Origin of the sequence: Halomonas caseinilytica (assembly GCF_001662305.1) — a bacterium.
Lineage (GTDB): Bacteria > Pseudomonadota > Gammaproteobacteria > Pseudomonadales > Halomonadaceae > Halomonas > Halomonas caseinilytica.
In genome coordinates, this window is sequence record NZ_BDEP01000006.1 from 41,290 (window position 1) to 63,894 (window position 22,605).

19 protein-coding genes and 1 pseudogene are annotated in these 22,605 nt (G+C 58.4%); 10 read left to right on the plus strand and 10 right to left on the minus strand.

The window, feature by feature from the left end; all coding sequences use genetic code 11:
- The first annotated feature begins 25 nt into the window (after nucleotides 1–25).
- From A9O65_RS04160 to A9O65_RS16890, 10 genes are all read left to right on the plus strand, one after another.
- Nucleotides 26–664 carry a hypothetical protein gene (locus A9O65_RS04160; RefSeq protein WP_064701453.1) on the plus strand — a complete coding sequence of 213 codons (639 nt, stop codon included), beginning with the start codon at nucleotides 26–28 and terminating at the stop codon, nucleotides 662–664.
- Entirely contained in the window at nucleotides 657–1,838 is a 1,182-nt protein-coding gene (locus tag A9O65_RS16885; RefSeq protein WP_074749278.1) for a helix-turn-helix domain-containing protein, read from the plus strand. The genes A9O65_RS04160 and A9O65_RS16885 overlap by 8 nt, the downstream gene beginning before the upstream one ends.
- Nucleotides 1,839–2,140: 302 nt before the next feature.
- Nucleotides 2,141–2,446, plus strand: coding sequence for a helix-turn-helix transcriptional regulator (locus A9O65_RS04165; RefSeq protein WP_064701454.1), 306 nt, complete (start codon nucleotides 2,141–2,143; stop codon nucleotides 2,444–2,446).
- Entirely contained in the window at nucleotides 2,443–2,694 is a 252-nt protein-coding gene (locus A9O65_RS04170) for a hypothetical protein (protein ID WP_064701455.1), read from the plus strand. Before A9O65_RS04165 ends, A9O65_RS04170 begins: the two co-directional genes overlap by 4 nt.
- Before the next feature lie 450 nt (nucleotides 2,695–3,144).
- Entirely contained in the window at nucleotides 3,145–3,318 is a 174-nt protein-coding gene (locus A9O65_RS17330) for a hypothetical protein (protein WP_175473440.1), read from the plus strand.
- The gene (locus A9O65_RS04175) at nucleotides 3,311–3,592 is read left to right on the plus strand and encodes a hypothetical protein (RefSeq protein ID WP_064701456.1); all 282 of its coding nucleotides are present in this window, start codon (nucleotides 3,311–3,313) and stop codon (nucleotides 3,590–3,592) included. Before A9O65_RS17330 ends, A9O65_RS04175 begins: the two co-directional genes overlap by 8 nt.
- On the plus strand, nucleotides 3,585–4,580 hold the full coding sequence (locus tag A9O65_RS04180; RefSeq protein ID WP_064701457.1) for a toprim domain-containing protein: 996 nt from the start codon (nucleotides 3,585–3,587) through the stop codon (nucleotides 4,578–4,580). Before A9O65_RS04175 ends, A9O65_RS04180 begins: the two co-directional genes overlap by 8 nt.
- On the plus strand, nucleotides 4,573–6,351 hold the full coding sequence (locus A9O65_RS04185; protein ID WP_064701458.1) for a DUF927 domain-containing protein: 1,779 nt from the start codon (nucleotides 4,573–4,575) through the stop codon (nucleotides 6,349–6,351). Before A9O65_RS04180 ends, A9O65_RS04185 begins: the two co-directional genes overlap by 8 nt.
- 439 nt (nucleotides 6,352–6,790) lie before the next feature.
- Complete coding sequence (locus A9O65_RS04190) at nucleotides 6,791–7,720, plus strand: hypothetical protein (RefSeq protein WP_064701459.1); 930 nt, start codon at nucleotides 6,791–6,793, stop codon at nucleotides 7,718–7,720.
- A 604-nt stretch (nucleotides 7,721–8,324) separates the two neighbouring features.
- Nucleotides 8,325–10,949, plus strand: coding sequence for an ATP-binding protein (locus tag A9O65_RS16890; RefSeq protein ID WP_254783079.1), 2,625 nt, complete (start codon nucleotides 8,325–8,327; stop codon nucleotides 10,947–10,949).
- Nucleotides 10,950–10,976: 27 nt separating this feature from the next.
- On the opposite strand, the pseudogene A9O65_RS04195 reads toward A9O65_RS16890, so the two are convergent.
- The 10 genes and pseudogenes from A9O65_RS04195 to A9O65_RS04240 form a co-directional block, all read right to left on the minus strand.
- A pseudogene (locus A9O65_RS04195) lies at nucleotides 10,977–11,978 on the minus strand (DDE-type integrase/transposase/recombinase).
- A gap of 261 nt (nucleotides 11,979–12,239) precedes the next feature.
- Entirely contained in the window at nucleotides 12,240–14,222 is a 1,983-nt protein-coding gene (locus tag A9O65_RS04200; RefSeq protein WP_064699765.1) for a sensor domain-containing diguanylate cyclase, read from the minus strand.
- Nucleotides 14,223–14,455: 233 nt separating this feature from the next.
- Nucleotides 14,456–15,511, minus strand: a complete 1,056-nt coding sequence (locus A9O65_RS04205; protein WP_064701460.1) for a hypothetical protein — start codon at nucleotides 15,509–15,511, stop codon at nucleotides 14,456–14,458.
- 100 nt (nucleotides 15,512–15,611) lie between these two features.
- Entirely contained in the window at nucleotides 15,612–16,724 is a 1,113-nt protein-coding gene (locus A9O65_RS04210; protein WP_064701461.1) for a porin, read from the minus strand.
- 365 nt (nucleotides 16,725–17,089) lie between these two features.
- A complete protein-coding gene (locus A9O65_RS04215; protein ID WP_254783078.1) occupies nucleotides 17,090–18,175 on the minus strand; it encodes a ProQ/FINO family protein in 1,086 nt (361 codons plus the stop codon).
- 64 nt (nucleotides 18,176–18,239) lie between these two features.
- Complete coding sequence (locus A9O65_RS04220; RefSeq protein WP_064701463.1) at nucleotides 18,240–18,779, minus strand: dihydrofolate reductase; 540 nt, start codon at nucleotides 18,777–18,779, stop codon at nucleotides 18,240–18,242.
- Nucleotides 18,776–19,549, minus strand: coding sequence for a thymidylate synthase (locus A9O65_RS04225; RefSeq protein WP_244534442.1), 774 nt, complete (start codon nucleotides 19,547–19,549; stop codon nucleotides 18,776–18,778). The genes A9O65_RS04220 and A9O65_RS04225 overlap by 4 nt, the downstream gene beginning before the upstream one ends.
- Nucleotides 19,550–19,739: 190 nt before the next feature.
- Nucleotides 19,740–20,519 carry a prolipoprotein diacylglyceryl transferase gene (gene lgt / locus A9O65_RS04230; RefSeq protein ID WP_064699413.1) on the minus strand — a complete coding sequence of 260 codons (780 nt, stop codon included), beginning with the start codon at nucleotides 20,517–20,519 and terminating at the stop codon, nucleotides 19,740–19,742.
- Between the two features lie 127 nt (nucleotides 20,520–20,646).
- Nucleotides 20,647–21,441, minus strand: coding sequence for a sulfite exporter TauE/SafE family protein (locus A9O65_RS04235; protein ID WP_064699414.1), 795 nt, complete (start codon nucleotides 21,439–21,441; stop codon nucleotides 20,647–20,649).
- A complete protein-coding gene (locus A9O65_RS04240; protein WP_064701486.1) occupies nucleotides 21,438–22,541 on the minus strand; it encodes a response regulator in 1,104 nt (367 codons plus the stop codon). The genes A9O65_RS04235 and A9O65_RS04240 overlap by 4 nt, the downstream gene beginning before the upstream one ends.
- Nucleotides 22,542–22,605 lie beyond the last annotated feature (64 nt).

The window sequence follows — 22,605 nt, forward strand, 5'->3', positions numbered from 1 at the left end:
TAGGTGTCCATGGAGTATGCTGCCGATGTCGAGCCAGATCGAAGGTTTCTTAGCTAACCAGCTTCCTATCCGCTACCAGCTGCACATCCCTGCCGCTCTTAAGACTGCGTATGAGACAGCAGCTCAAATTGCAAAGGAAGAACCAGTTTTCTCCATGGCATCCGCCCAGGACAACCATGGAAGACTCATTTCATGGGCGACCGATTTTGCAATCCTTAGACTCATCGAGTCTGGCTCTTGGCCATTTGATTACAAATGGGAAACATTCAACAAGCCTACTGGCCGCTACCTGAAAGTCTTGCTTCCCGAATCCACATTATCGATAAGCCAAGTACAAGACAGGCATCACCCCCCCAGGAAAGTTGGCTTTCGGGGAAATGCAGCACTATCTAACCAGCCTTACCTTTTCCCGCAAATGGAAGAGGAGAGAAAGAGAATTATCGGGCTACCCTCTTTCATATTAATTCACGGCCATCAAGGGTTAAAGTTTGCTCATATTGGAATGAGCAAACCTGATCAAAAAGCCTGGATGTACAGAACAGAGAATTTGTTAGACCTACCCAGCGAGGTCGGTGACAGCGAAGTCCCACCGATTGAATATACAGAAGAATCAGTCCTGACATTAAAAGAGGACATAATGAAGTGGCGTAGAGATAATGGTTAAGAAAGTTGTCTCAATCAATAGCAATGGAACGGAGCTAGCTAAGCGCCGTATAATCCCTGAGCGTTTGATTATGGCCAGAAAGTCTGTCCGCCTAACCCAAACAGACCTGGCCTCTGAAATTGGAGTCACCAGACAGTCCGTTTCTGCTTATGAACAAGGAGCCAAGTCCCCGGACAGCCAAACATTACTTTCATTGGCAAAGGCTTTGGATCAGCCTTTGCAATACTTCACGGGATCAATGCCTGATCCTATTGGTCCGCTCAGTGTAAAAACATTTCGGGCTTTTGGTGCTTCTACGAGACGACGCAACGATCAGTGCGAAGTCCTTTCTGAGTGGGTTTCCTCCATCGTTTCGCTGTACCAAAAATTTATAAACTTCCCTGAATTCGATCCTCCTAGCATAACTCCAGACTTGCCTAATGGCCGGTATTCGTTCGAAAAAATCGAAGAAATCGCCGACTCCCTAAGAAAACAATGGGGACTAGGAAGCGGCCCCATTGGCAATATGATAAAGCTCGTTGAGGCCAAGGGAATAATAGTTTCACATCTCCCCATATCCGAAGAAAGAATAAATGCCTTTTCTTTCTGGAGCGGAGAGCAGCCCTTTATCTTCATGGCTTCTGACAGTACGACTGCTGTCAGAACCCGATTCGACATTGCCCACGAACTCGGGCACTTAATACTTCACCAAGGGATTAGCGAAGAAGAGCTTGAGGACAAAAAAACACTAAAACAAATCGAAGCTGAGGCAAACAGATTTGGAAGTGCCTTTTTGATGCCTGCAAAATCTTACATAAATGAGGTGTACACGACTCGCCTTGACTCCTTTATACCATTAAAAAAACGCTGGCTTACATCAATCGCATCTCAAGTATATCGTTGCAGCGACTTGGGGATATTTTCTAGCGATCAAGTATTAAATCTGAGAAAACAAATAAGCGCTAAAAAGTGGAGAACTCACGAGCCTTTGGACAGCGAGCTAAACAACGAAAAGCCTGAGCTTCTCAAGAAAGCTGCCACGATGCTTATAGAGAACAAAGTCATCTCAAAACAAGACATAACCCAAGAAATAAAATTCAACCCCGCGACAATTGAAGTTCTATCCAACCTTCCTCCAGGCTTTCTGAATGAAGGTGCAGCAGAAAACCCAATAGCAAAACTAAAACTCAAGTAGACATGAAGCCGCAGCATTAAGCTGCGGCTTTTTTCATCATCATTAATCTCTCTTAAACAGTCACGTTGTAGATGGGCAATCTACAACGCCACCTCATCGCACGAACCTCAATTCCCTTGCAAGCTGATCATGTCCCGGGCGGATTTGTGGGAGGCCCGCCATACAACGTCAGCTGCTCGCGCAGTTATGGCTTCCCCCGCAAGCTAGAAAACGTCCACCGAGGCGTGCTTCTGAAGGCCGGCAAACACGGTCCGAGAGCCGCTCAAGGACAGATCCGAATAGCCACGCAAGAGGAACGATGAATGATCACGCAACCCCACCACTCCTCATCCCGCTTCAAGGCGGTCGAGCGGATCAAGCTGGGGAACCGGCTGCTGCGCCGCAAGGAAGTCGAACAGAAGACGGGAAAGAGCCGGTCCGCCATCTACGAGGGCATCCGGCAGGGCACCTTCCCTGCCCCCGTACCGATCGGCGAGAACAGCGTCGCTTGGCTGGAAGAGGAAGTCGACGGCTGGATCGCCGCGCGCCTCGAGGAACGTAACCGCTCCCTGGCGAGCCTTACCAAGGCACGCACTCACACCATGATCGACCAAGGGGTACGGGCATGAAGCACTTCGTGATGACCATCAAGGGCCAGTCGCTCTCATTCTCGGCAGGCGATATCAAGGCCATGCAGGAAGTCTTGTCCGTGGCGACGCAGCAGCAAGACGGCAAGGCGCAGCGGTTCGGGCAAAGTGGCCACATCACTATCGAGCCGGACCAACGGGCTAGCACCGACCACCACGCCCGGCAGCCCGACAGTCCCAACGTTCATCGCCTGAACGATACCCGGCAGGTAGTACTGACCGACTGCTAACCCGCCTTCTCAGACCGCAATACGCATGACGCTGCCCGGCAAGAGCCGGGTGGGTATGGGGAGCTTTTACGCTCGGAAAACGGAAGGCCCCTGCGGCGGAGCAACGCAGCAGGGGCCAGAGAGACACAATACATGCTCAACGATACCACAAAGCTCAAAGGTGTGAAGCCAAGGCACTTGCGCAGGAGCAACGCGAGTCCTTATGATGATCGTGCTGCTGCAAAATCAGCAGCCGACCTTGGCCGGTCGAATTCCAAAAGGCGCATAAGCGCCCCTTCCATAGCAGGCGCTATTTTTGTGCCCGCTATGCGCTATGGCGGCTGTGCGTGGGACACCTTCGGGTGTGCCGGGTTTACCTTTTGGACCGGTCGGCCAACCCGCGTACAGTCGCCCCCATCGCTGCTTGGCCGCAGCCGGGGACGACTCCTAAACCCAAAAGGATCGTCACCGATGGCACTTCTCCTATTCCCTACCCGCAGTCCGTCTGCGCGTGCCAGCGCCCATCGCGCCATGGCCCGTGCGGCTCTCTTCTCCAATTCCAGTACCCGTACACGACTCAAGCGCTATAACCACCACATGCAACAGGCCCGTCGCCTCGAAGGCGAGGAGGTGCATCATGGTTAAGCGCCTCGAAGACGCCAACTGCCTCTCCGCAACCGAGACACTGCTGATTGACCCGCGAGCCCAGCAATCACAGCTGTTCGACCATGCCGAGCAGCGGCTCGATGCCGCCAAGGAGTTGATGTTCACCATCAGTGCCATGGACAGCCCTAGTGGCGACATGATGTCCCTCGACATGGCCAACCTCGCCACCGCTGCACATCTTCTGCTCAGTGACGCCAGCGACCTCCTAGTCGCGGCTCGGCGTATCTCCCCGCAAGGAGGTAGCCATGACTGACACGGTTATCGCCAAGATCCAGAGCGTCGCCATGGCGGCACTCGGCGCGGCCGAACGTCTTGTATCCGAGTGGCTTCCCGAGGGCGAGCGCCAGGGATCGGAATGGGTGGCCCGAAATAGCGCACGTAGCGACCGGACACGCGGCTCGTTCGGCATATCCCTAGTCACCGGCAAGTGGAACGATTTCGCCGACAATGATGCCCATGGTGGGGATCTCGTATCCCTGCTGAGCTACCTGCGCGGCTGCCGACAGGTCGACGCCGCCATCGAGATAGACCGACAACTTCGACTTGACATCTTCCGGCACACCGGCGCCTGCCAGGAAAGAAGAAACATGCCCTCCCCTTGGCTCGACAAGGTCAGCCTGGGCCAGCAGGTAGAGGCTGAACGGAGACAGGTACAGCAGCAAGCCGCCGCACTGGCCAAACGTCTCTGGCGAATATCGCAACCCGCCTACCCCAGGCATCCCTACCTTATCCATAAGGAGGTGCCCCGCTATCTACTAAGGCAGTCTCCTCAAGGGCAACTACTGGTTCCCCTTTACGCGGAGGGCCAACTGGTCAACTTGCAGTGCATCAATGCTCAAGGGGACAAGCGCTTTCTCAAGGGTGGCCAAGTCTACGGTGCTTACTCCCCCCTAGGGCGTATCGCCCATCATCGACAGCTCTATGTCTGCGAAGGCTGGGCGACAGGCGCCACCCTGCATGCCTACACCCGGGAACCCGTGGCATGCGCGATGAACGCTGGCAACCTCAAGCCCGTCGCCAAGTCACTCCGCGCACGCTACCCCGGCCTGGATATCGTCATCGCCGGGGATGATGACCGGCAGACACCGGGTAACCCAGGACTCATGGCTGCAAATGAAGCAGCGCTGGCCATCGGTGCTCTAGTGGTCCTGCCCGTATGGCCGGAAGGGGTGCCTGACTCTCTCAGTGACTTCAACGACCTCGCCCGTTGGTATAAGCGGCAAGGAGGTGGTCATGAGTGAGCAACAATCGCACCTTGCACTCGTCAGTAATCCCCGCGCTCCTCAGATCGACAGCCTCGAACGCCCTTCCTATGCCGTCTACGAGGGGCCAACCACGGCCGACGGGAAGCTCTTTCGCGCCGGAACGTGGTATCACGGCATCAAGCACACCAATGGTGAAGAACCGGGGCAACCTTACGACCTGTGGATCTGCGCGCCCCTCCACGTGGATGCAGAGACGGTCAACAGTGATGACGGCAGCGTCGGTCGCTTGCTTCGCTTTCGTCATCGCGGCCGGGTAATTGAGTACGTCATGCCTATGGAGGCCCTAGCCGGTAAGGGCGAGGAAGTGCTCAAGGCCCTGATGCGGCAGGGACTCGAGGTCGAGTACCACCAGCGCCGACATGTACCCGCCTATATCGCCAGCCACCACGGCTTGAGCAAGATCCTGGCCACTACCACGAAGCCCGGCTGGCATGATCAAAGCGGCGCATTCGTGCTGCCCAACCGCATCATCGGCGGTGAAAACGTGCGGTATCAGGACACCGGCAAAGGCGCCAACCTGTACACCGCCAAGGGAACTCTCGAGGGTTGGCGGACTGAGGTAGCGCCCTACTGCGAGGACAATCCGGTACTGATCCTCGCGATCTGCTGCGCGCTTGCCGGACCATTGCTAGCCAAGGTCGGCGTCAACGGCGGCGGCGTGCATCTAGTCGGAGACTCCTCGAGCGGCAAATCCCTGGCCCAGGCCATTGCCGCTTCTGTGTGGGGCAACCCCGGGGTATTCGCCGCCTCTTGGGATATGTCACGGGGCGGCATCGAGATCGAGGCCTCATCTCGCAACGACACTGTGCTGATCCTCGACGAGATCAAGCGTGCCGATCCCAAGCGAGTCCAGGAGATGGCCTATGCCATCGCCAATGGCACCGGCAAGGGCACCATGACCCGTGAGCGCGAAGGTCGTCCCAAGCTGTACTGGCGGGTGCTGGCCCTCTCCAGCGGCGAGAGGTCGCTCTCGGAACATGCCGCCATCTCGGGCAATGCTGCCCATGCGGGGGCTGAGTTACGGATGGTGGATGTCAACGCCGGCACACGAACCCATCGAGCATTCGATGAACTCCACGGCATGACCGGTGAGGCATTCCACCGCATGCTCACGGCGGCCGCCTCGCGCCACTACGGGCATATAGGGCCGGCTTTCGTGACAGAACTTGTGAAGGAGACTGAGCCGGAGGTCTTCTATCAGCGCTTCGGGGAGGTACGCTCCCGCTTCGATGCCGAGGGCTCCCAAGCCGGCCGGGTCGCCGACCGCTTCGCCATCATCGGGCTAGCTGGGGAACTAGCCATCGAACATGGCCTGCTGCCCTGGGCATCGCATAGCGCTGCCGATGCGGGACGCCTGCTGTTTCGCGAGTGGGTCGCTAGAGTCGGCGATGGGAACGCCGAGGACCGACAGATCCTGACCGCCATTGCGGACTTCATCGCCCTCCATGGTGACAGCCGGTTTTCCGACATCTCCGCCCTTCTCCCCAACCCTAACGTCCGCCACCGGGCCGGCTACTTCGAGATCGAGGACGGAAAACGGCTTTATCTCTTCAACCGGGCGTCTCTGGCCGAAGCGGCTGCCGGCTACGGCCGGGATCGGATTCTCCGCGCCCTGGACACCTACGGCGTCCTGGCGAAAACCGATAGTGGCAGACGCCAGAAGAACTATCGCCTGCCAGGAGGAGGGAGTACGCGCTTCTTCGTCATCGATCCCGACAAGCTAGACATCGAACGGAGCGCGACATGAGCCAGGTGACTTTTTCACAGGAACCTGATTCCCGTGGCAACACCGGCAACAGTGGCAACGCCCAGCAACCATGCGGGGTCGGAGCGTTGCCTATGGATAGGAGGAGTGGCAACAACGGCAACACATCTCTTTCTATACCAATATCGCCCCCTGTGTCTGTTGCCGATTCAAAAATACTGGCTACAGGTTTCCATTTTCAATGCATTGAAAATAAAGAGATTTTCCACTGTTGCCACGTTGCCAGTGATTTCGAGAATCAGACAGCGGAACAAGGGTGGTCACACGGAACAGAGCTTCCATGCGCTCTCATCGCCACACCGGCGCCCACGCCTTCCCTCTTGGCAGGCGCAGGGAGAGTCCCTGGCTGCCGCTCTCCCCCGAGCAAAGAACTTCGCCGAGAGCCACACACACCATGCCCGACATAACCGAGGAGCCTGAGATGGCCGCACAAGCCCAGATCACCGAGACCACCGCCCAGCAAGGAGTCAAAACCATGCAGCATCAGGAAACCAACAACCAAAGCCAAGACGTTCCGCGAGACCACCTGGAGAAAATGAAGTACGTGCCCACCCCCATCAGCGTGAAGGCGCTGACATGCGAGAAGGCTGCAGCGAACAAGGCCAAAGCCCGTGCAGACTATCTAGAGAAGCGTGAGCGGCTCGCAGCCGCGAGTCAGGAACTCAGCAAACTGCAAAAGACGCTCAATGCCCTGCAGGAGCAGGGCAAGATCGCCGAGAAGGCATGGAAGCAGGTCTTCGTGACCGGCCTAGGGAGGCAGAGTAAGGAAGTAAGAGAGCAGCAGAAACAGCAGACACAGTGGCGTCTCGAGGCGGAACAGCACGAGGAGATGATCAAACTGATCGAGCCCCAAGTGGAGTGGCTGCAGATCCACACGAACGTTGCACGCCAGACCTATCGCAAAGCCTGCCGGGATGAAAAGGAGGTGAGGGCCTACAGCGCCATGCTGGAGAGCGTGAAGGGACTGACCACCAGTGAGCACGCGGCGATGCTCCGAGAATCCCTCGGACCACTGTTCGAGCAAATCGCCGACGATACCTGTAACAACGCCGTCTTCATGGCCCAATTCAACGTGGACGTCAACAGCGAGCCCGGGCAAGGGATCTTCAGCTATCTCAGCCAAGGGGATACCAGAACGGTAAAGCAGGAGATCGAACGCCGGCAGTTGGCCGCAGTCGGTGAGCTATTCCTGAGCCAGCTTGATAAGAACCAGACACAGCGTACCCAGGACGACGCCGAGGAGCTTCCCGTACTGGGCTGTGAAGCTACCCACGAAACCATGCAATCCAGCGCGAGCGTGGCAAGGCGGCTGCGAGAGCTTGAAGCCCAGATGGAGTACCTGCCGCACTAGCCAGTCCGGTCCACCACCCTCCAACAACCAGCCCCGCCTCAAGCGGGGCTCCTTGTGTCTGTCTCGCCCATCACTTACCGGAAGCACGGACGTAGGAATCGGGCAGTCGCCAAGCATATAGCCATACAGCGTTGCCATCCCCTCCCCCTACCCCGTCCGCCACGGCGGCGCGCTGTCGTCACCCCTCCCCGCCCGCGCGCTAAACGTGTCGGTTTTTATGCACTCATGCACTTGGCTTGGGAGCCCACCATTACCGAGCCTGCGCAGGATCCGATGACGCCTACATTTATGCGAATTTATGCAGTTTCATACAGCGCTTGGCCGTCCCAGACCAGCCGTTGATGGATGTAGCGTGGATTCTATGACACATTTACTAGGGGAGTAGTACTGAGCAGTCCCAGCAGGTCCTAGACCAACGACTCCATTGACGCGGAAGCTACGGGTGCCGTCGCATTGGTAAAGGGTATGAAAGGGAATAGACATCTCGATCAACGCTAGGAAACACCAATCTCGCTGAGGAACAATGGTTTCGGCCAAAAAGTAGAACAGTGCGAAAAGCCGTCATTATTGAGTTTTTATATACAAAAATTAAAGGAGCGTCATTGTGAGCATTCAAATGGAGTATCAAGAATTTCTTTCACACCTAGACCAAAAAGAGGTTCATGATGACGTGCGTAGGATGGCAAACTTAATTGGCACCCATCTATCTACTTTGTCAGAGGTAGGAACCGCTCGACGTGCTAGATCTTCTCGCCTCGCCCCAATAGCCACTCAACTCCTGGACGAAACACCAGCTCAGCCGTCCCCCCGAATACAGTCACAAGCTTCTCACCAGACATTAGCTCGCCTGCATGAACTGAAAGTCGGCCCTTTTCGCGGCTTCATGAATCAAGAGGCCTTTGATCTCAGCAGTGAAATAACTCTTATATATGGAGCTAATGGAACAGGAAAGAGCAGCCTCTGCGAAGCACTTGAGGCGGCAATGCTGGGTTCCATTGTCGAAGCTCAAGCCAAGCGACTAGACCATCGCACGTATTGCAATAACGCGCGATTACGCCGCCACACCCCACCTGAACTGACAATGATCAATCAGGCAGGAGATATTGAGCTCGTCCAACCAAACGAAAGTGAGTACAGATTTTGCTTTATCGAAAAAAACCGACTTGACGACTTTGCAAGAATAGCTGCCAAAACCCCAGGAGACCAACGGCAACTAATCGCTACACTGTTTGGAGTTGAGCAATTCAGCGAATTTGTCCGTGGCTTCAATGCATCGCTTGACGACAATCTCAATCTGACAGGGATGAAGTCGCTACAACTCGAACAACGCCGCTCTCAGCTTGCCAGTTCTGAAGAGGTTATTCGGAAATTCCCGGAAAACCTGATGCAATTAGAAGCTGATGAAAATGAGCTTGCAAATCGCATTTCATCAGGAGTTACATTCAACGATTGCTGTGATTGGTTGCTGGGAAGACCTGACCAACAGGGGCGTTTGCCCTATGTTCAGGCACAGCTAAATGCGGTGCCGCCACCCATTCACGGAGCCACTCAAGAGCGGCTTGGAAAACTATTAGAGGATGTTTTCCGACTCCAAGCTCTTTGGGAAGAAAAATATCGCATGTTGGCCACACGTGCCAGTGATGTATCTTACGCTCAACTTTACGAAACCGTGCTGGAGCTTGCTGATGGCCAAGAAAACTGCCCGGCATGTGGCACATCACTGGGAGAAGTTGCTGAGAACCCGTTTGATCGTGCTAAAACAGGATTACAAAAACTCGCAGAACTGAAAGAAATCCAAGAACAAGAGCAAGGACTGCGAGGTCAACTCGATGAATCGGTCCGTGCTACCTGGGAAGAAACGAGAAGAATCATAGCCATCGCAACCACCGATTTTCCAGAAGCTTTGCATGCAAAGGACTTGCCTCCTCTTCCTCCATCACATACGGGAGATTGGTTAAAAGTTTGGATAGATGGGGATCAAAGGTATTGGAAGGCTCTTCTTGAGATTACCTCACTAATTGAAGAGTCAGATGCAAGGGCAAGTCAGGAGCATGAAAGGAGAGCGTCCCTCGCTCAGGAACGAGAAAGGCTTGATGGATTCCGCCTCGAGATTGAGAGGATAAAGCTGAGAAGAGATTCACTACAGCAGGAATATGATAAAGCTCAACGGACTGTGGCACAGTTCGAAGAAGAAAACCGGGAATTGATACAAGAAGCGGAATCAGAATCTGCTGTAATTGCCCACCATAAAAGAATAAAAGTTGCTTATGATCACTTCCTTTCTGAACTACAAAGTTACCTAAAAACATTACCAGGGCGTCTACTGGAAGGACTAGGTGAAAAAGCAAAAGAGCTCTACAACTCTTTTAATCGTAGCGATCCTCAGACCGAGCTTCTGCATGCGCTGTGGCTGCCCCTTGCGGAAAACGGCAAAATCGAAATTGAGTTCACTGGTGAGCCCGGCGTACGCTACAACGCTTTGATAATTCTCAGCGAAGGACACATAAAATGCCTTGGGCTGGCTATTCTCCTTGCAAAAAACATTACCCAAGGATGCCCATCAGTCATCTTCGATGACGTTGTGAATGCGATTGATGATGAACATCGCGACGGTATCTGGCGCACTTTTTTCGAAGACGGCCATTTAGACAACAAACAAATAATCTTAACATCTCATGCTGAAGAATTTTTACATCGCATACAGCAAGAATTGGGGGCAGAACGTGCAAGCGCTATCAAACGATACAAATTCCTTCCTCACGTGGGAGAGTTTGATCTTCGCATAGATTCTGACCCACCTACCAAGAACTACGTACTATTGGCCCAACAAGCTCTTGAAGCGGATGAAAAACGTGATGCACTTCGCCATGCGCGCCCTGCTCTTGAAAGCCTGACCGACCGACTCTGGGTTTGGCTTGGTCGGCGAACCGATGGTCGATTAGAGCTCAAATTAGGTGGCCCCAGGTCACTTTGGGAGTTGAACAACAAGTGCACTAAAATCCGGTCAGCAATGAGAAAGATCGCTGACCAGCATGAAGGCGGTAGAGAAGCAGTAGAGGCACTTGACAGCCTACTTAATGTTGGCAATGACTCCATCGAATGGGGTTATCTCAATAGTGGCGTTCACGACTCTCAACGTGATCACGAATTTGATAGGGCTACAGTGAGTACTGTCATAGAAGCAGTGGTATCGCTGGACAATGCTTTAAATTCTCAGCTTCGACGATGACGAAAAAACCAGAAGATGCAGGGCTAGTCACAACGATATCACTTTAGTAGCGGCCAATGGACCGGGCAAATACCTGGATGGAACCAAACTGTCTGGGCCCGGATGATTGATTACTCGTTTTGACATAAGTCAGGCTGCATCTCCTGCTACTGTTTCATGACATAAATCTGTGACTGCTAATGCTGCACATTCTGAGCAATGTGGTGATTGTACACCTCCTCCTGAAACATACCGCCGTGTTGCTAGGACGTCACTGATACGCCCATTGGAGCGCTCGACCATGCCGTTGCTCCGGCTTGATCAGGCGATGCTGAATGCCGTGCTGCTGGCACTCCTAATCGAAAGGATGTTGACCGCTGGGTGTCCGTTCGCTCACACGGGTGAAGCGGTCCGTGAAAGACTTGCCGTTGTCAGTCAGCACTTTCTGGACCTTGAACGGTGCCTTTTCGAGCACTCGCTTCATAAAGATCCGAGCCTCCTGAGCTGACTGACTATGCCGCACTTCTAGGTAAACCCAGCTCGTGGCGCGATCAATGGCGACGTACAGATAGCGCTTCCGCTCCTCATCCGGCATCTGCGGAAAGTGCTTGATGTCGACATGCACGAAGCCCGGTGTATAGTTCCGAAACGGCTTGGGCTTGGGGGGCTCGTCATCAGCGGCATCTTGCCGAGCCAGTTTCGTCAGAGTCGATACCTCACGTCGCTTCAACATGCGATGAAGCCCAAAGCGCGAGAGGCGAAGATGTAGGAATTCACGCACGACCACCAGCAGGTCATCGAGGCCCAGCCGTAAGAACTCCCGAGCGGCAATGAGCACCTCTTCCTGCTCGAGCGTCAGCGTGACCAGCAGATTATGCCGAGTATCCGGGCGGTCATGGGTATCCTAGCGGAGCCGCCAGCGATGAACGGTAGTGTCAGCGACACCATACCTCCTTGCCAGCTCGCTCTGCTGATGCTAGGTGGCCCAACCTATATCTCGGAGCAGATCTTGGGTGTGTTCGTCGCCTGTTTATGCAGCTTGATGTCCATATCCTTGCTCCCGAATGACCTGGTAAAGAAGCTCCTTGGCAGCCAGCAAAGGACAGCTTCTATAGCTCAGTCGATCATCGAGGATCCGGCACCTAACATGGATAGGTCATTCGATTGGGCCTTTTAGATTTAGTGATCACATCACAATGGTATATAGAATGGTATAAACCCCTCGGAAAAGAAACCAAAGTTCTTGTATATACAACAACTTGATCAACCATTTCGAATCCTGCAGAGGGCGCCACCTTCTATGCCTTCCGTCTACGCCCTTCCGTGCATGACTACCCGGTCACGTCCCAGGCGCTTGGCACGATAGCTGGCGGCATCCGCTCGTTGCATCACACTGCTGATGCGTTGGTCACCGCGCTCGAAGCTGGTCACGCCAATGCTCAGGGTCACGCTGAATTCCTGCTTTTCGTGAACGACCTTCAATGCGCTGATGGCATCGCGCAGCGACTCGGCAATATGACGTGCCTGCTCGAACGTACAACTCGGCAGCAAGATGGCAAATTCGTCTCCACCCTGGCGTGCGGCGTGGTCGCTGCGACGAATCATCCAGGAAAGCATCCCGGCGACCTGGCACAGCATTTCGTCGCCCAGGGCATGGCCCCCGACATCGTTGATCGGCTTGAAGTGATCCACATCGATGACCAACAACACCGAGGGCGTGCCGGTCTTGCGCCAGTCGGCCAGCGCCTCTTCCAGGCGACGTTCCAGGCCACGACGATTGAGCAGCCCGGTGAGCGGGTCATGTTCCGCTTCCCACTGGCGTAGCGCCTCTTCCTCGCGTCGCTCGGTGATATCCTTCACCGTCCCCACGAACCCTAGATGAACGTCGCCGGAGACGACCCGCCTGGCGTGCACCTCGAGCCAGAGCATGTCGCCGTCCTGGCGATAGTAGCGATACTGCTGGAGGAAATCCTCGCCACTTTCCAAGCTGTACTGCCAGAGGTCCAGCGCCGACTGCCGATCATCGCGATGAATGCGCTCCAGCCATGACGCTGCGTGATGGTGTTCGGCATCGTAGCCCGTCAACTCTTCGAGTGCCGGGTTCACGTAGGTCACCCCCCCGCCCTTGTCGGTCACGAAGATGCCAACCGGCGACGAGGACAGGGTGGCATCGAGAAAGGCCTGGCGCTCCCGCAGCCGGGCGATCGCGCGCCCTCGCTCCACCTCGACCCGATTGAAGGTCTGCGCCACACGCTGCAGTTCCTGCATTCGCGTTGCCAGGGAAACCTGGGTCCGCCGCCCTCGCCCAACCTCCTCCATCTGGGTCTCCAGCCGATAGAGAGGGCGCAGCGACACCCACACTAGCCATCCCACAGCCGGTACCAGCAGGCCGGCGAGCAGCAACGCCCACCACCCCAGGCGGTTCACCAGCGCCTGCAAGGGCGCCATGACCTGCGACCGGGGCAGGATGACACCGACGATCCAATCCGCCGGCCAGATCTGGCGATACGCCTGATATGCCCGATCGTCGTTGATCAGTCTCCCGAGCACCTCGCCTTCCCAGCCATACAGCGCCAGGTCCACCCATGGGTTGGCATGCGTCTCGGGCATGGATGACAGGATCAACGAATCATCGGGGTGATAGAGAATGTGACCAGATGAGGTGATGACGGCGGCATAGCCTCGAGCCCCCAGGCGAATGCGCCCCAGGCGATTGAAGAGTTCACCGCCACGAATGTTGACGACTCCCCCCACCATGCCCTGGAAATCGCCGGCCTCATCAAGTCGCGGCACCAGAAACATCACCTGAGGAACACCGTCGTTCCGCCCGCGGAACGGTTCACTGACGTAAGGACGCTTGAACGCCCTGACATGCCGAAAAAACGCTCGGTCCCCGATATACCGGCCGGCCCGACCCTCGACTCTCGGCCAGTCGGACACGATCCAACCCTCGGCATCGGCCACGACCAGGCCATTGAACCATTCGAGCAAGGCATCACTCTGGCGCAGGGCATCGCGGCCCTCTGCCTCCGCATCCGCCGCGTCGAGCCGATCCGCCAGGCGCTCCAGCGCCGATAACCGGGTCTCCACCTGCTGGGTCAGCTCATCGGCAATCAGCCTCGCCTCGTAACGCAGGTGCGTACGACTGGAATCGCCGACCAGGGCCTCGCCGGAACGCCATCCGAAGCCCAACAGCAAGGCCACGACCAACGTCCAGATCACCAACAGCCCCAGCAGAAGCCGCCCCTTGAGTGACAGGGCTCCGTGCAGGTAGCGGGAGAAACGCGTCGGCACCACAGCACCTCTCAACGACAAGACCCATCGTGACGATGTCGAGAAGGCAGCCTAACAGATGGCTCGAGATCCATCGGTACACCGGCGAGCCGCCCCTCCCGAAGGCTTCCGATCCGACAACGGGCCTCTCGCTCTTGGCACGCTGTCGGATGGTGAGGATGCCGCACGATGGACGCCCATCACTACCCCGCACGGGCGCAGCAAGCACCGGTGGGGCGTCCACCCACTCTCGATCAGCGGCGGTCGATCTGCTCCACCTTCAGCTCGTAGTTGTTGACGCCGGAGTGCGCCGAGCCGAACTTCTGGCCCTGCACTCGAATACGGTAGCGTCCCGGTTCAAGCACGGTCTGCATATCGACATCGCCATCGAAGCCTTCCCCGGCGCCTTCCGCCACGACGCGACCGGACTCGTCCAGCACATCCAGTGTGAGCCGGTAAGTATCCTCGAAGCCGGCCGGATAAGTGGACGTCTCGATGGAGATGGTGCCGGCCTCGGCCACATCGAAGGTCAACACCTCGCCCTTGGCACGAATCTTCACGTCGGTGACGATGGTCTCGAAACCATCCTGCTCGGAGGCTTGCTGTTGCTGGCCGGTGGTCTGCTGTGCCTGACCGGCGCTAGACGCTGCTTCGCTCTCCGTGCTGGAGGCCGAGGCCGCGGCCGCTGCGGTGGCACCTGCCGCGGCCGCATTGCCCGCTGCGTCGTCAGACGCGCGCACCGTGGCCACGGCATCGTCTCCGCGCACGAACACCGATCTGCCCCCCGTCCGGTTCTCGCCGACGAACTGGATATTGCCGCCGTCGTCGACAGCTCTCTCGATGCGCCGCCCCTGGTCGTCCAGCCCAGCCACCTGGATGGAATAGGCATCCCCGGCCTTGCCCCGGGTACCGAAGCGCTGACCCTCGACGCGCAGCACATAGTCCCCCGGCTCCAGTTCCGTCTGGAGTTGCAGTCCACCATTCTGTCCCAGCGCCTGGGAGCGTGCGATCTCACGGCCCTGGCTGTCCAGCAGCACGGCGGCGATGCGGTAATCGTTGGAATAGCCAGCGGTCACATCGCTGGTGAAGCGATAGGTGCCGGCCTGCTCCACGCTGAAATCGTGCTCGTTGACGCCACCGAACAGGAAGCTGCGGCTATAGGCATCGGTATCCGCCTGGAAGAAGCCGGTCAGGTCCATTTCCTTTCCTTCTTCCCGGAACCTGTCCTGCGTTTCGCTGGCCACCGTCGGCACGGCTACAAGGCTCAAGCCCAGGGCCAGCAAACCCGCGGTTACGATCGGCTGTTTCATGGAACCTCGCTTGCGTCATTCTCGCCAATGAAAAAAGCCGACCCCGGGGGATCGGCTTTCGTTTTGCAACCCTTCGGGCAGGTTACCCTGCAACCGGGGTTTAGAACATGTAGGTCACACCGGCGGCAACACCGTCGCCTTCGTCGTCTTCGCGATCGTAGAAGGCAGCTTCGAGCCAGGTGTACATGGCGTCGGAGATGTTGTAGGTACCGCCAACGATGAATTCGTTGTAGGTGTCGTCACCACGACCGGATGCGGTTTCGCTCGGGGAATCGCCGCTCAGGCTGTCGTCGACGACATTACCGAAGGTATCGCCACCCACATCGACGTACTGGTAGGCGCCGTAGATGTCGCCGTTGCCATAGCCGTAGCGAGCGCCCAGGCCGTAGAAGTTGGTGGAGTCGACATTGTCGATATCAGACTCGAAACGCTCGTACTTGAGCGCGACGCGCAGGGTGTTCCACTGGTACTGACCCGTCACACCATAGCGGTCACCGAACTCCTGGTTGTTGGCCATGCCAGCTTCAGTCACCTCGTAGTTATCGAGGTTGTCGTACATGGCGGCCACGGAGAAGTTGCCGACGGTGTACTTGGCACCACCGAAGACGGAAGCGTTACCGCCGTTGTCGACGTTCTCGCTTTCCATGTCGCCCTTGTACTGGGTACCGACAGCCAGCTGGAGGCCGCTGAAGGACGGGGAGACGTAGGTCAGCTGGTCAGTTTCGACCATGCCATCGACAGCTGTCTCATAGGCACCGCTGCCGCTGGTGTCACTGAGGTCGAAGTATTCGTTGTTGGTGACAGGATCCTGGATCCAGTCGTCCATCAGGGTGTCATAGGAACCCAGCTTGAGGTCACCGAAGTTGCCCTTCAGGCCGACATAGGCAGTGTCACCGGCATCACGACCGGCAGTCTTCATTTCGTCGGCTTTGAAGTCGTCGAATTCGATCTTCATGTAGCCGGTCAGGCCGTCGTAGATGACGTGCTCGGCGGCGAAGCCGATGGTAGAGCCGTTATCGAAAACGTCGTTTTCGGTCTGGATGTTCGCCGGCTCGCCATCCTCTGAAACATCGTTCTCGATGTTACGGAAACCGATCTGGACGTTACCGTAGATGTCGAGCTTGGTGCCGTCCTGGTTGTAGACAGTGGCGGCCTGGGCGCCGGAGGCGACCATGGCACCGGCGATGGCAGTCGCTAACAGTGTCTTTTTCATTGCAATCATCCTTATGACTAGCTTGCTGTTTCGATCGTTGCTGCTCTAGCAGCCGGCTTGCCTGTCAGGTGCCGGTTCCCGTCGCTACCCGCGTCCCTCCCGGGAGGTGGTAGTGCGAGCCAGACCACGGCCAAGCCTTGTTATATAATCCAATGCTCGCAGGAGCAACTCTATACCGGGATTGGCGAGAGCGCAACAAGAAAAAAACACTGTTTTCCTTCACTGCGCACCCCGATCGCCGCCCATTGCCCTGCGATGACGACCGGGCGCCGTCTCGGCGGGCCGGCGCGATGCCGGATCATCATGCACTGCTGATATGACGCTTTCAAGTCAGCCGAAAGGCAAAGCGGGCCGCCTGTTCGCTCTCAACGAGGATTATGTCGCGCCACCAGCTCGCCCAGCTTGCGCTGCAGGCGATGATCGTCGGGTTCGTCATCTTGTCTGCCGACGCTCGTCGACGAAGGCGATGACGTTTGCGCCTCCTTCCCTTTCCCGGCCTCGGCGGCATTTGCCTGGGTCTTCTCGCGCCGCCCCTTCGAGCGCGACGCACGCTGAGCGGATTTTGCACTCTTGCGCCGGCCGGACTGCAACCGGTCGAGCTTCTTGCGAGCGTGCTCGGCGGCTCCCGCATCAACGCCCCCGGCAGGGGCACCGGTGAGATCGATGCGCTCGGCTCCCTCGCGCACCGACTTGAGATAGCGTGGCAGATTCACGTAACAAGCGAGCGCGCGTCGCACCAGCTTTTCGGGCCAGGGCTCGCGAGCGGCGAGCGCCTCGTGGATTCCCACCTGCAGCGGCCGCGTATGCCCCTTGAAGAAAGCATCCGGGTAGCGTTGATACCATTGCTCGAGCAGTGCCTGAGGGGATGGCGCCTCCTCGATGCTCGGCAATGCATCCTGCTGCCCCGGAGTGTCCGTGGCCTCGGGTTCCGGAGTCGTGTCAGGCTCGGAGGCCTCGGCGTCATTCGATACCGCCTCGGCCGACGGCCTCTCATGATCCCGATGGCGGTGCCCGATCAAGGCCGAAAGCCCCTGGGCAGGCCGCCCCCGACGCTGGAAGAACGAGGCCGTACCCTGTTCCGCCGGCACCTCGCGATCCTCGCGCAGATGGCGGTTATGTGCCTCGAGTTCCCGGTTCTGCTCGTCGAGTTCCCGGTTTTCCTCCAGCAGTTCCAGGCAGGATGCTTCGGCGTCGGCCAGGCGTCGTTCCAGCTCTGCTGCACGCTCCTCCAGCGCTGCGCGCTCGGCATCCTTTTCCCTGGCCTCGGCCGTCAGCTCGGCATTGCGTGCCTCCAGCGACTGCCGCTGGCGTTCCAGCTCGTCGAGCCTTGAGGACATCGCCTCCCGCTGGAGGCGCGCATCCCGCAACGCTTCCAGCAGGGCCTCGGCGCGCCCTTCCAGCGCCACCATCAGGCGCGTTGAGCGTTCCTCGATCAAGTCCTGATCCTCCAAGTGCGCCTTCCCGAACACGCCGGGCGACGGCTAGCGCGCGCCGGCGTCATCCTGACAGTCTGTGTCAGTCGTCGGCCTCTGGCAAACCCCGGCGCCGATACGACACGAAATCATAGGCCGGCTGCCCCTCTCCGGGGGAGCCGGGAAGGCGCTGCCATTCTTCCCATTCGCTCATGTCGAGCGCCGGGAAATGCGCGTCACCGTCCAGCTCGACGGCGACTTCCGTCAGATAAAGACGACTGGCATGCACCATTGCCTGCGCATAGATCTGGGCGCCGCCCATCACCATGATCTCGTCGACACCATCGATGGTTGCCTGCTGATCGGCCAGCCTCAGGGCCGAGGCCAGGTCATGGCAGACCCTCACGCCTTCGTGCTGAAAGCTGGTATCCCGCGTGACCACGATATTGAGCCGCCCGGGCAGCGGCCGGCCGATCGACTCGAAGGTCTTGCGCCCCATCACCAGCGGCTTGGCCTGGGTCATGCGCTTGAAGAACTTGAGATCCTCGGGCAGATACCAGGGCAGCTGGTTGTCCACACCGATCACTCGGTTGCTCGACATGGCGGCGATCATCGCCACCGGCACCAGGGTGGAATCGATCATACCGCCACCTCCGCCTTGATGTGGGGATGCGGATCATACCCTTCGATGGCGATATGCTCGAAGCGGAAGGCGAAGAGGTCGTCGATGCTCGGCTCGAGCCACAGCCGAGGCGCAGGTCCCGGCTCTCGCGAAAGCTGGCGCTCGGCCTGCTCGAGATGATTGAGATACAGATGGGCATCGCCGAGGGTGTGCACGAAATCCCCCGGCTCCAGACCGGCCACCTGGGCGATCATTCGTGTCAGCAACGCATAACTGGCGATGTTGAAGGGCACACCGAGGAAAATGTCGGCACTGCGCTGATAGAGCTGGCAGGACAAGCGCCCTTCGGCCACGTAGAACTGGAACAGGCAATGACAAGGAGGCAGTGCCATCTCATCGACCAGGGCCGGATTCCAGGCCGACACGATCAGCCGGCGCGACTGCGGGTTGCGCCGCAGTTGCTCGAGCAGACCGGTGATCTGGTCCACATGGCCACCGCGTGGATCGGGCCAGCTACGCCACTGATAGCCGTAAACGGGCCCCAGGTCGCCGTTCTCGTCGGCCCACTCGTCCCAGATCCGCACCCCGTTTTCCTTGAGGTAGGCAATATTGGTGTCACCGGCCAGGAACCACAGCAGCTCATGGATGATCGAGCGCAGGTGCAGCTTCTTGGTGGTGATCAGCGGGAAGCCGCGCGACAGGTCGAAGCGCATCTGGTGGCCAAACAGCGAACGGGTACCGACGCCGGTACGGTCGTCGCGCTCGACACCATGTTCGAGCACGGCGCGCATCAGGTCGAGATACGGTTGTTCCAGAGGAGGGAGAGTGTCGGCTGTCACGGCATCATCGAAGCTGGGAAATGGGCCCCCATTCTACACAGTCCAGGCTGGAAGCTGGAAGCAGCATGAACCCCACAGTCTTTGGGTCGAGGTTTTCTTCAAGCTTCCAGCTTACGACGTCAGGCTCCGGACAAAGCCCGTTTCAGGGCGTCGGCTGGCGGCGCGACCATCCCATCAGCAACGCCCCGACGATGATCATCGGCAACGACAGCAACATGCCCATGGTCAACCAATCGAAGGCGATGAAGCCCAGCTGCGGGTCCGGCCGCCGCACGAACTCCACCGAGAAGCGAAAGATCCCGTAGAGCACCAGGAAGAGACCGGATACCAGCCCCCGACGACGCGGGTGCGCCGATACCCACCACAGCACCACGAACAGCACCACGCCCTCCAGCAGCGCCTCGTAAAGCGATGAGGGATGTCGCGGCTCGGGCCCCATACCCGGAAATGGCATGCCCCAGGGCAGATCCGTCACGCGACCGGGCAGTTCGTGATTGATGAAGTTACCGATACGTCCCGCGCCCAGGCCGATGGGAACCAGAGGAGCGACGAAATCGGTTAGGGTGAAGAAGGCAAGCCCCTTGCGGCGCGCAAAGAACCAGGCCGCCAGCAAGACGCCGACCAGCCCGCCATGGAAGCTCATGCCCCCATCCCAGATGCGCAGGATCCAGAGCGGATCGGCCAGCCACTGCTCCATGCCGTAGAAGAGCGCATAGCCCAGACGACCGCCCAGCACCACGCCAAGGGCGCCATAGAACAGCAGATCGCCGACATCGTCACGTGTCAGGCCGATGCGCTCGGCGCGCTGTCGTCCTAGCCACCAGGCCGCGATGAAACCGATCACGTACATCAGGCCATACCAATGCACCTGGAAAGGCCCCAACGAAACAGCAACGGGGTCGATGGAGGGATAAGTCAGCATGGCATCCTCGGAAACAATAGAAAGACGTAAGCCGTAAGCCGTAAGCCGTAAGCCGTAAGCCGGGATGCTGCCACCAAGCAGGCCAACGGAAGAGGTTTTCTTAAAACTTACGGCTTATGACTTATAACTATAAAAGAAACTTCAACCCGACCCCCGCCAACAAAGCGGCGAAGGCCAGTCGCAACAGGCGGCCCGGCAGGCGGTGCGCCAACCAGACGCCGAGCCGCGCGCAGGGCACACTGGCCAGCACGATGCCAAGAAAGGCAGGCCACATGACATAGCCAAGCGCACCCGGCGGCAGCCCAGGGGCCTGCCACCCCACGATGATGAAGGTGGCCGCACCGAACAGTGCGATCGGCAAGCCACAGACAGAGGAGGTCCCCACTGCCTGGGTCATCGTCGCCCCGCTCCGAGACAGCCAGGGCACGCTCAAGGTTCCCCCGCCAATGCCGAAAAGCGCCGACACTGCGCCGATCACGACACCGGCCAGCATCATGACGCCACGCCCCGGCGTCAGCCTTCCGGGCCTGGGGCGTACTCCCAGCAGCATTCTGGCCGCGACCAGCAGCATGAAAATACCGAACAAGGTCCCCAGCCGACCGCCCGACAGATTGCCGGCCACGAACACCCCGGCGATGGCTCCCAACATCAGGCCGGGCAGCAGGGCCAGGAACCATGTGCGATGCACGCTCCCCCGCCGATAGTGCCCCCAGGCCGAGGAGGCTCCGGTCACCACGATGGTCGCCAGGGACGTCCCCACGGCGAGATGCATGCTGACCTCGGGCACCACGCCCTGAAGATCGAAAGCGAACACCAGGGCCGGCACGATGATCAAGCCGCCACCGATACCGAACAGCCCGGCCAGAGTGCCAGCGATCCCCCCAAGGGCCAGATACCCCAGCCATAAGGTCAGGCCACTCACGACCGTTCCCCGCCTTCCTTCAGGGCACCCGGCAGCCAATGGCGTACGGTTTCCAGCAGGTCCTGCGGCCGGTAAGGCTTGGCCAGGTAATCGTCCATGCCGACCTGCGCAAAGCGCTGACGATCGGCCTCACTGACATTGGCGGTCAGCGCCACGACCACGCTGCGCGTACGTTCCGGCATCGAGGCCTCGCGTTCGCGCCAGAGACGACAGGTCTCGACGCCATCCATATCGGCCATGAAGATATCCATGAAGATCAGATCGACCGGCATTTCCCCCAGCCGCTGCAGCGCCTCCGAGCCACTGGCCGCGGTGACGACCTGAAGCCCCTGACGCTCCAGCACCTGTCGCGCCAGCATCAGGTTGACCGGCCCGTCATCGACAATCAGCACCCTGGCGCTCGGCCCTTCCTCCAGAGAAGGCGACTCGTCCAGCGTCTCCAGCAACGCCAGGGCATCGACCAGTTGCTCACGCAAGGCGTCGACGGCTTCCGGGCGTTGGCGCGCGTCCGCAAGCGACTCCTCGAGCGCCGTCAACGAGGGCATCAGTGTCTGCTGCAGATGGGCGAGGTAGTCGGACTTGAGGCGTGACGCTTCCCTGGCGCGCTCTCGCTCGGCTTCGAGGCGTTCCACCCTGCCACGCTGCGCCTGCAACTCTTCGGCGAGATGGCGTTCCGACTGGCGTGTGCGCGTCATCTCCCCCTGCCACTGTTCGATCAGTGTCTCGACGGCCGCCACCATGTCGTCGAATCGCGCCATCGGTGAGCGCGACATGTCGCGCGGGACGACCGTGGCATCGGCATGGCGGGTCAAGCAGTCGGCCAAGTGGGCAAGCCGCGTCTCGGTATCGTGCTCGCAGCGACGCAGGCGCTGTTTGAGCAGCGTCAGGAAGACGGCAACGTTCAGGCCACCACCCAACAGCAACGCCAGCAGCAACCAGAACGTAATGCTCCAGGACGCTTCGGTCGGCATCAGCCACCAATAGATCAGACCTGCCGCCAGCCCCAGTGCCACGAGCAGCAACTGAGCGAGCAGTACCGGCCAGAGAATGGGGGTAACCAGCCGTGACCAGAAGCGTTCCTTGCGTGTCTCGACTCGCATGATCATCCCTGTAACGGGTCGATGATGTTGAAGGAGTGTACGCCGGGAAGACGCCCCTGTCATG

What these genes read in the sequence shown, in the direction of transcription:
- A9O65_RS04160 (WP_064701453.1), top strand. Translation starts at nt 26, where the DNA reads ATGTCGAGCCAGATCGAAGGTTTCTTAGCTAACCAGCTTCCTATCCGC.
- A9O65_RS16885 (WP_074749278.1), top strand. Translation starts at nt 657, where the DNA reads ATGGTTAAGAAAGTTGTCTCAATCAATAGCAATGGAACGGAGCTAGCT.
- A9O65_RS04165 (WP_064701454.1), top strand. Translation starts at nt 2,141, where the DNA reads ATGATCACGCAACCCCACCACTCCTCATCCCGCTTCAAGGCGGTCGAG.
- A9O65_RS04170 (WP_064701455.1), top strand. Translation starts at nt 2,443, where the DNA reads ATGAAGCACTTCGTGATGACCATCAAGGGCCAGTCGCTCTCATTCTCG.
- A9O65_RS17330 (WP_175473440.1), top strand. Translation starts at nt 3,145, where the DNA reads ATGGCACTTCTCCTATTCCCTACCCGCAGTCCGTCTGCGCGTGCCAGC.
- A9O65_RS04175 (WP_064701456.1), top strand. Translation starts at nt 3,311, where the DNA reads ATGGTTAAGCGCCTCGAAGACGCCAACTGCCTCTCCGCAACCGAGACA.
- A9O65_RS04180 (WP_064701457.1), top strand. Translation starts at nt 3,585, where the DNA reads ATGACTGACACGGTTATCGCCAAGATCCAGAGCGTCGCCATGGCGGCA.
- A9O65_RS04185 (WP_064701458.1), top strand. Translation starts at nt 4,573, where the DNA reads ATGAGTGAGCAACAATCGCACCTTGCACTCGTCAGTAATCCCCGCGCT.
- A9O65_RS04190 (WP_064701459.1), top strand. Translation starts at nt 6,791, where the DNA reads ATGGCCGCACAAGCCCAGATCACCGAGACCACCGCCCAGCAAGGAGTC.
- A9O65_RS04205 (WP_064701460.1), bottom strand. Translation starts at nt 15,511, where the DNA reads ATGAAACAGCCGATCGTAACCGCGGGTTTGCTGGCCCTGGGCTTGAGC.
- A9O65_RS04210 (WP_064701461.1), bottom strand. Translation starts at nt 16,724, where the DNA reads ATGAAAAAGACACTGTTAGCGACTGCCATCGCCGGTGCCATGGTCGCC.
- A9O65_RS04220 (WP_064701463.1), bottom strand. Translation starts at nt 18,779, where the DNA reads ATGATCGATTCCACCCTGGTGCCGGTGGCGATGATCGCCGCCATGTCG.
- A9O65_RS04225 (WP_244534442.1), bottom strand. Translation starts at nt 19,549, where the DNA reads ATGCGCGCCGTGCTCGAACATGGTGTCGAGCGCGACGACCGTACCGGC.
- lgt (WP_064699413.1), bottom strand. Translation starts at nt 20,519, where the DNA reads ATGCTGACTTATCCCTCCATCGACCCCGTTGCTGTTTCGTTGGGGCCT.
- A9O65_RS04240 (WP_064701486.1), bottom strand. Translation starts at nt 22,541, where the DNA reads ATGCGAGTCGAGACACGCAAGGAACGCTTCTGGTCACGGCTGGTTACC.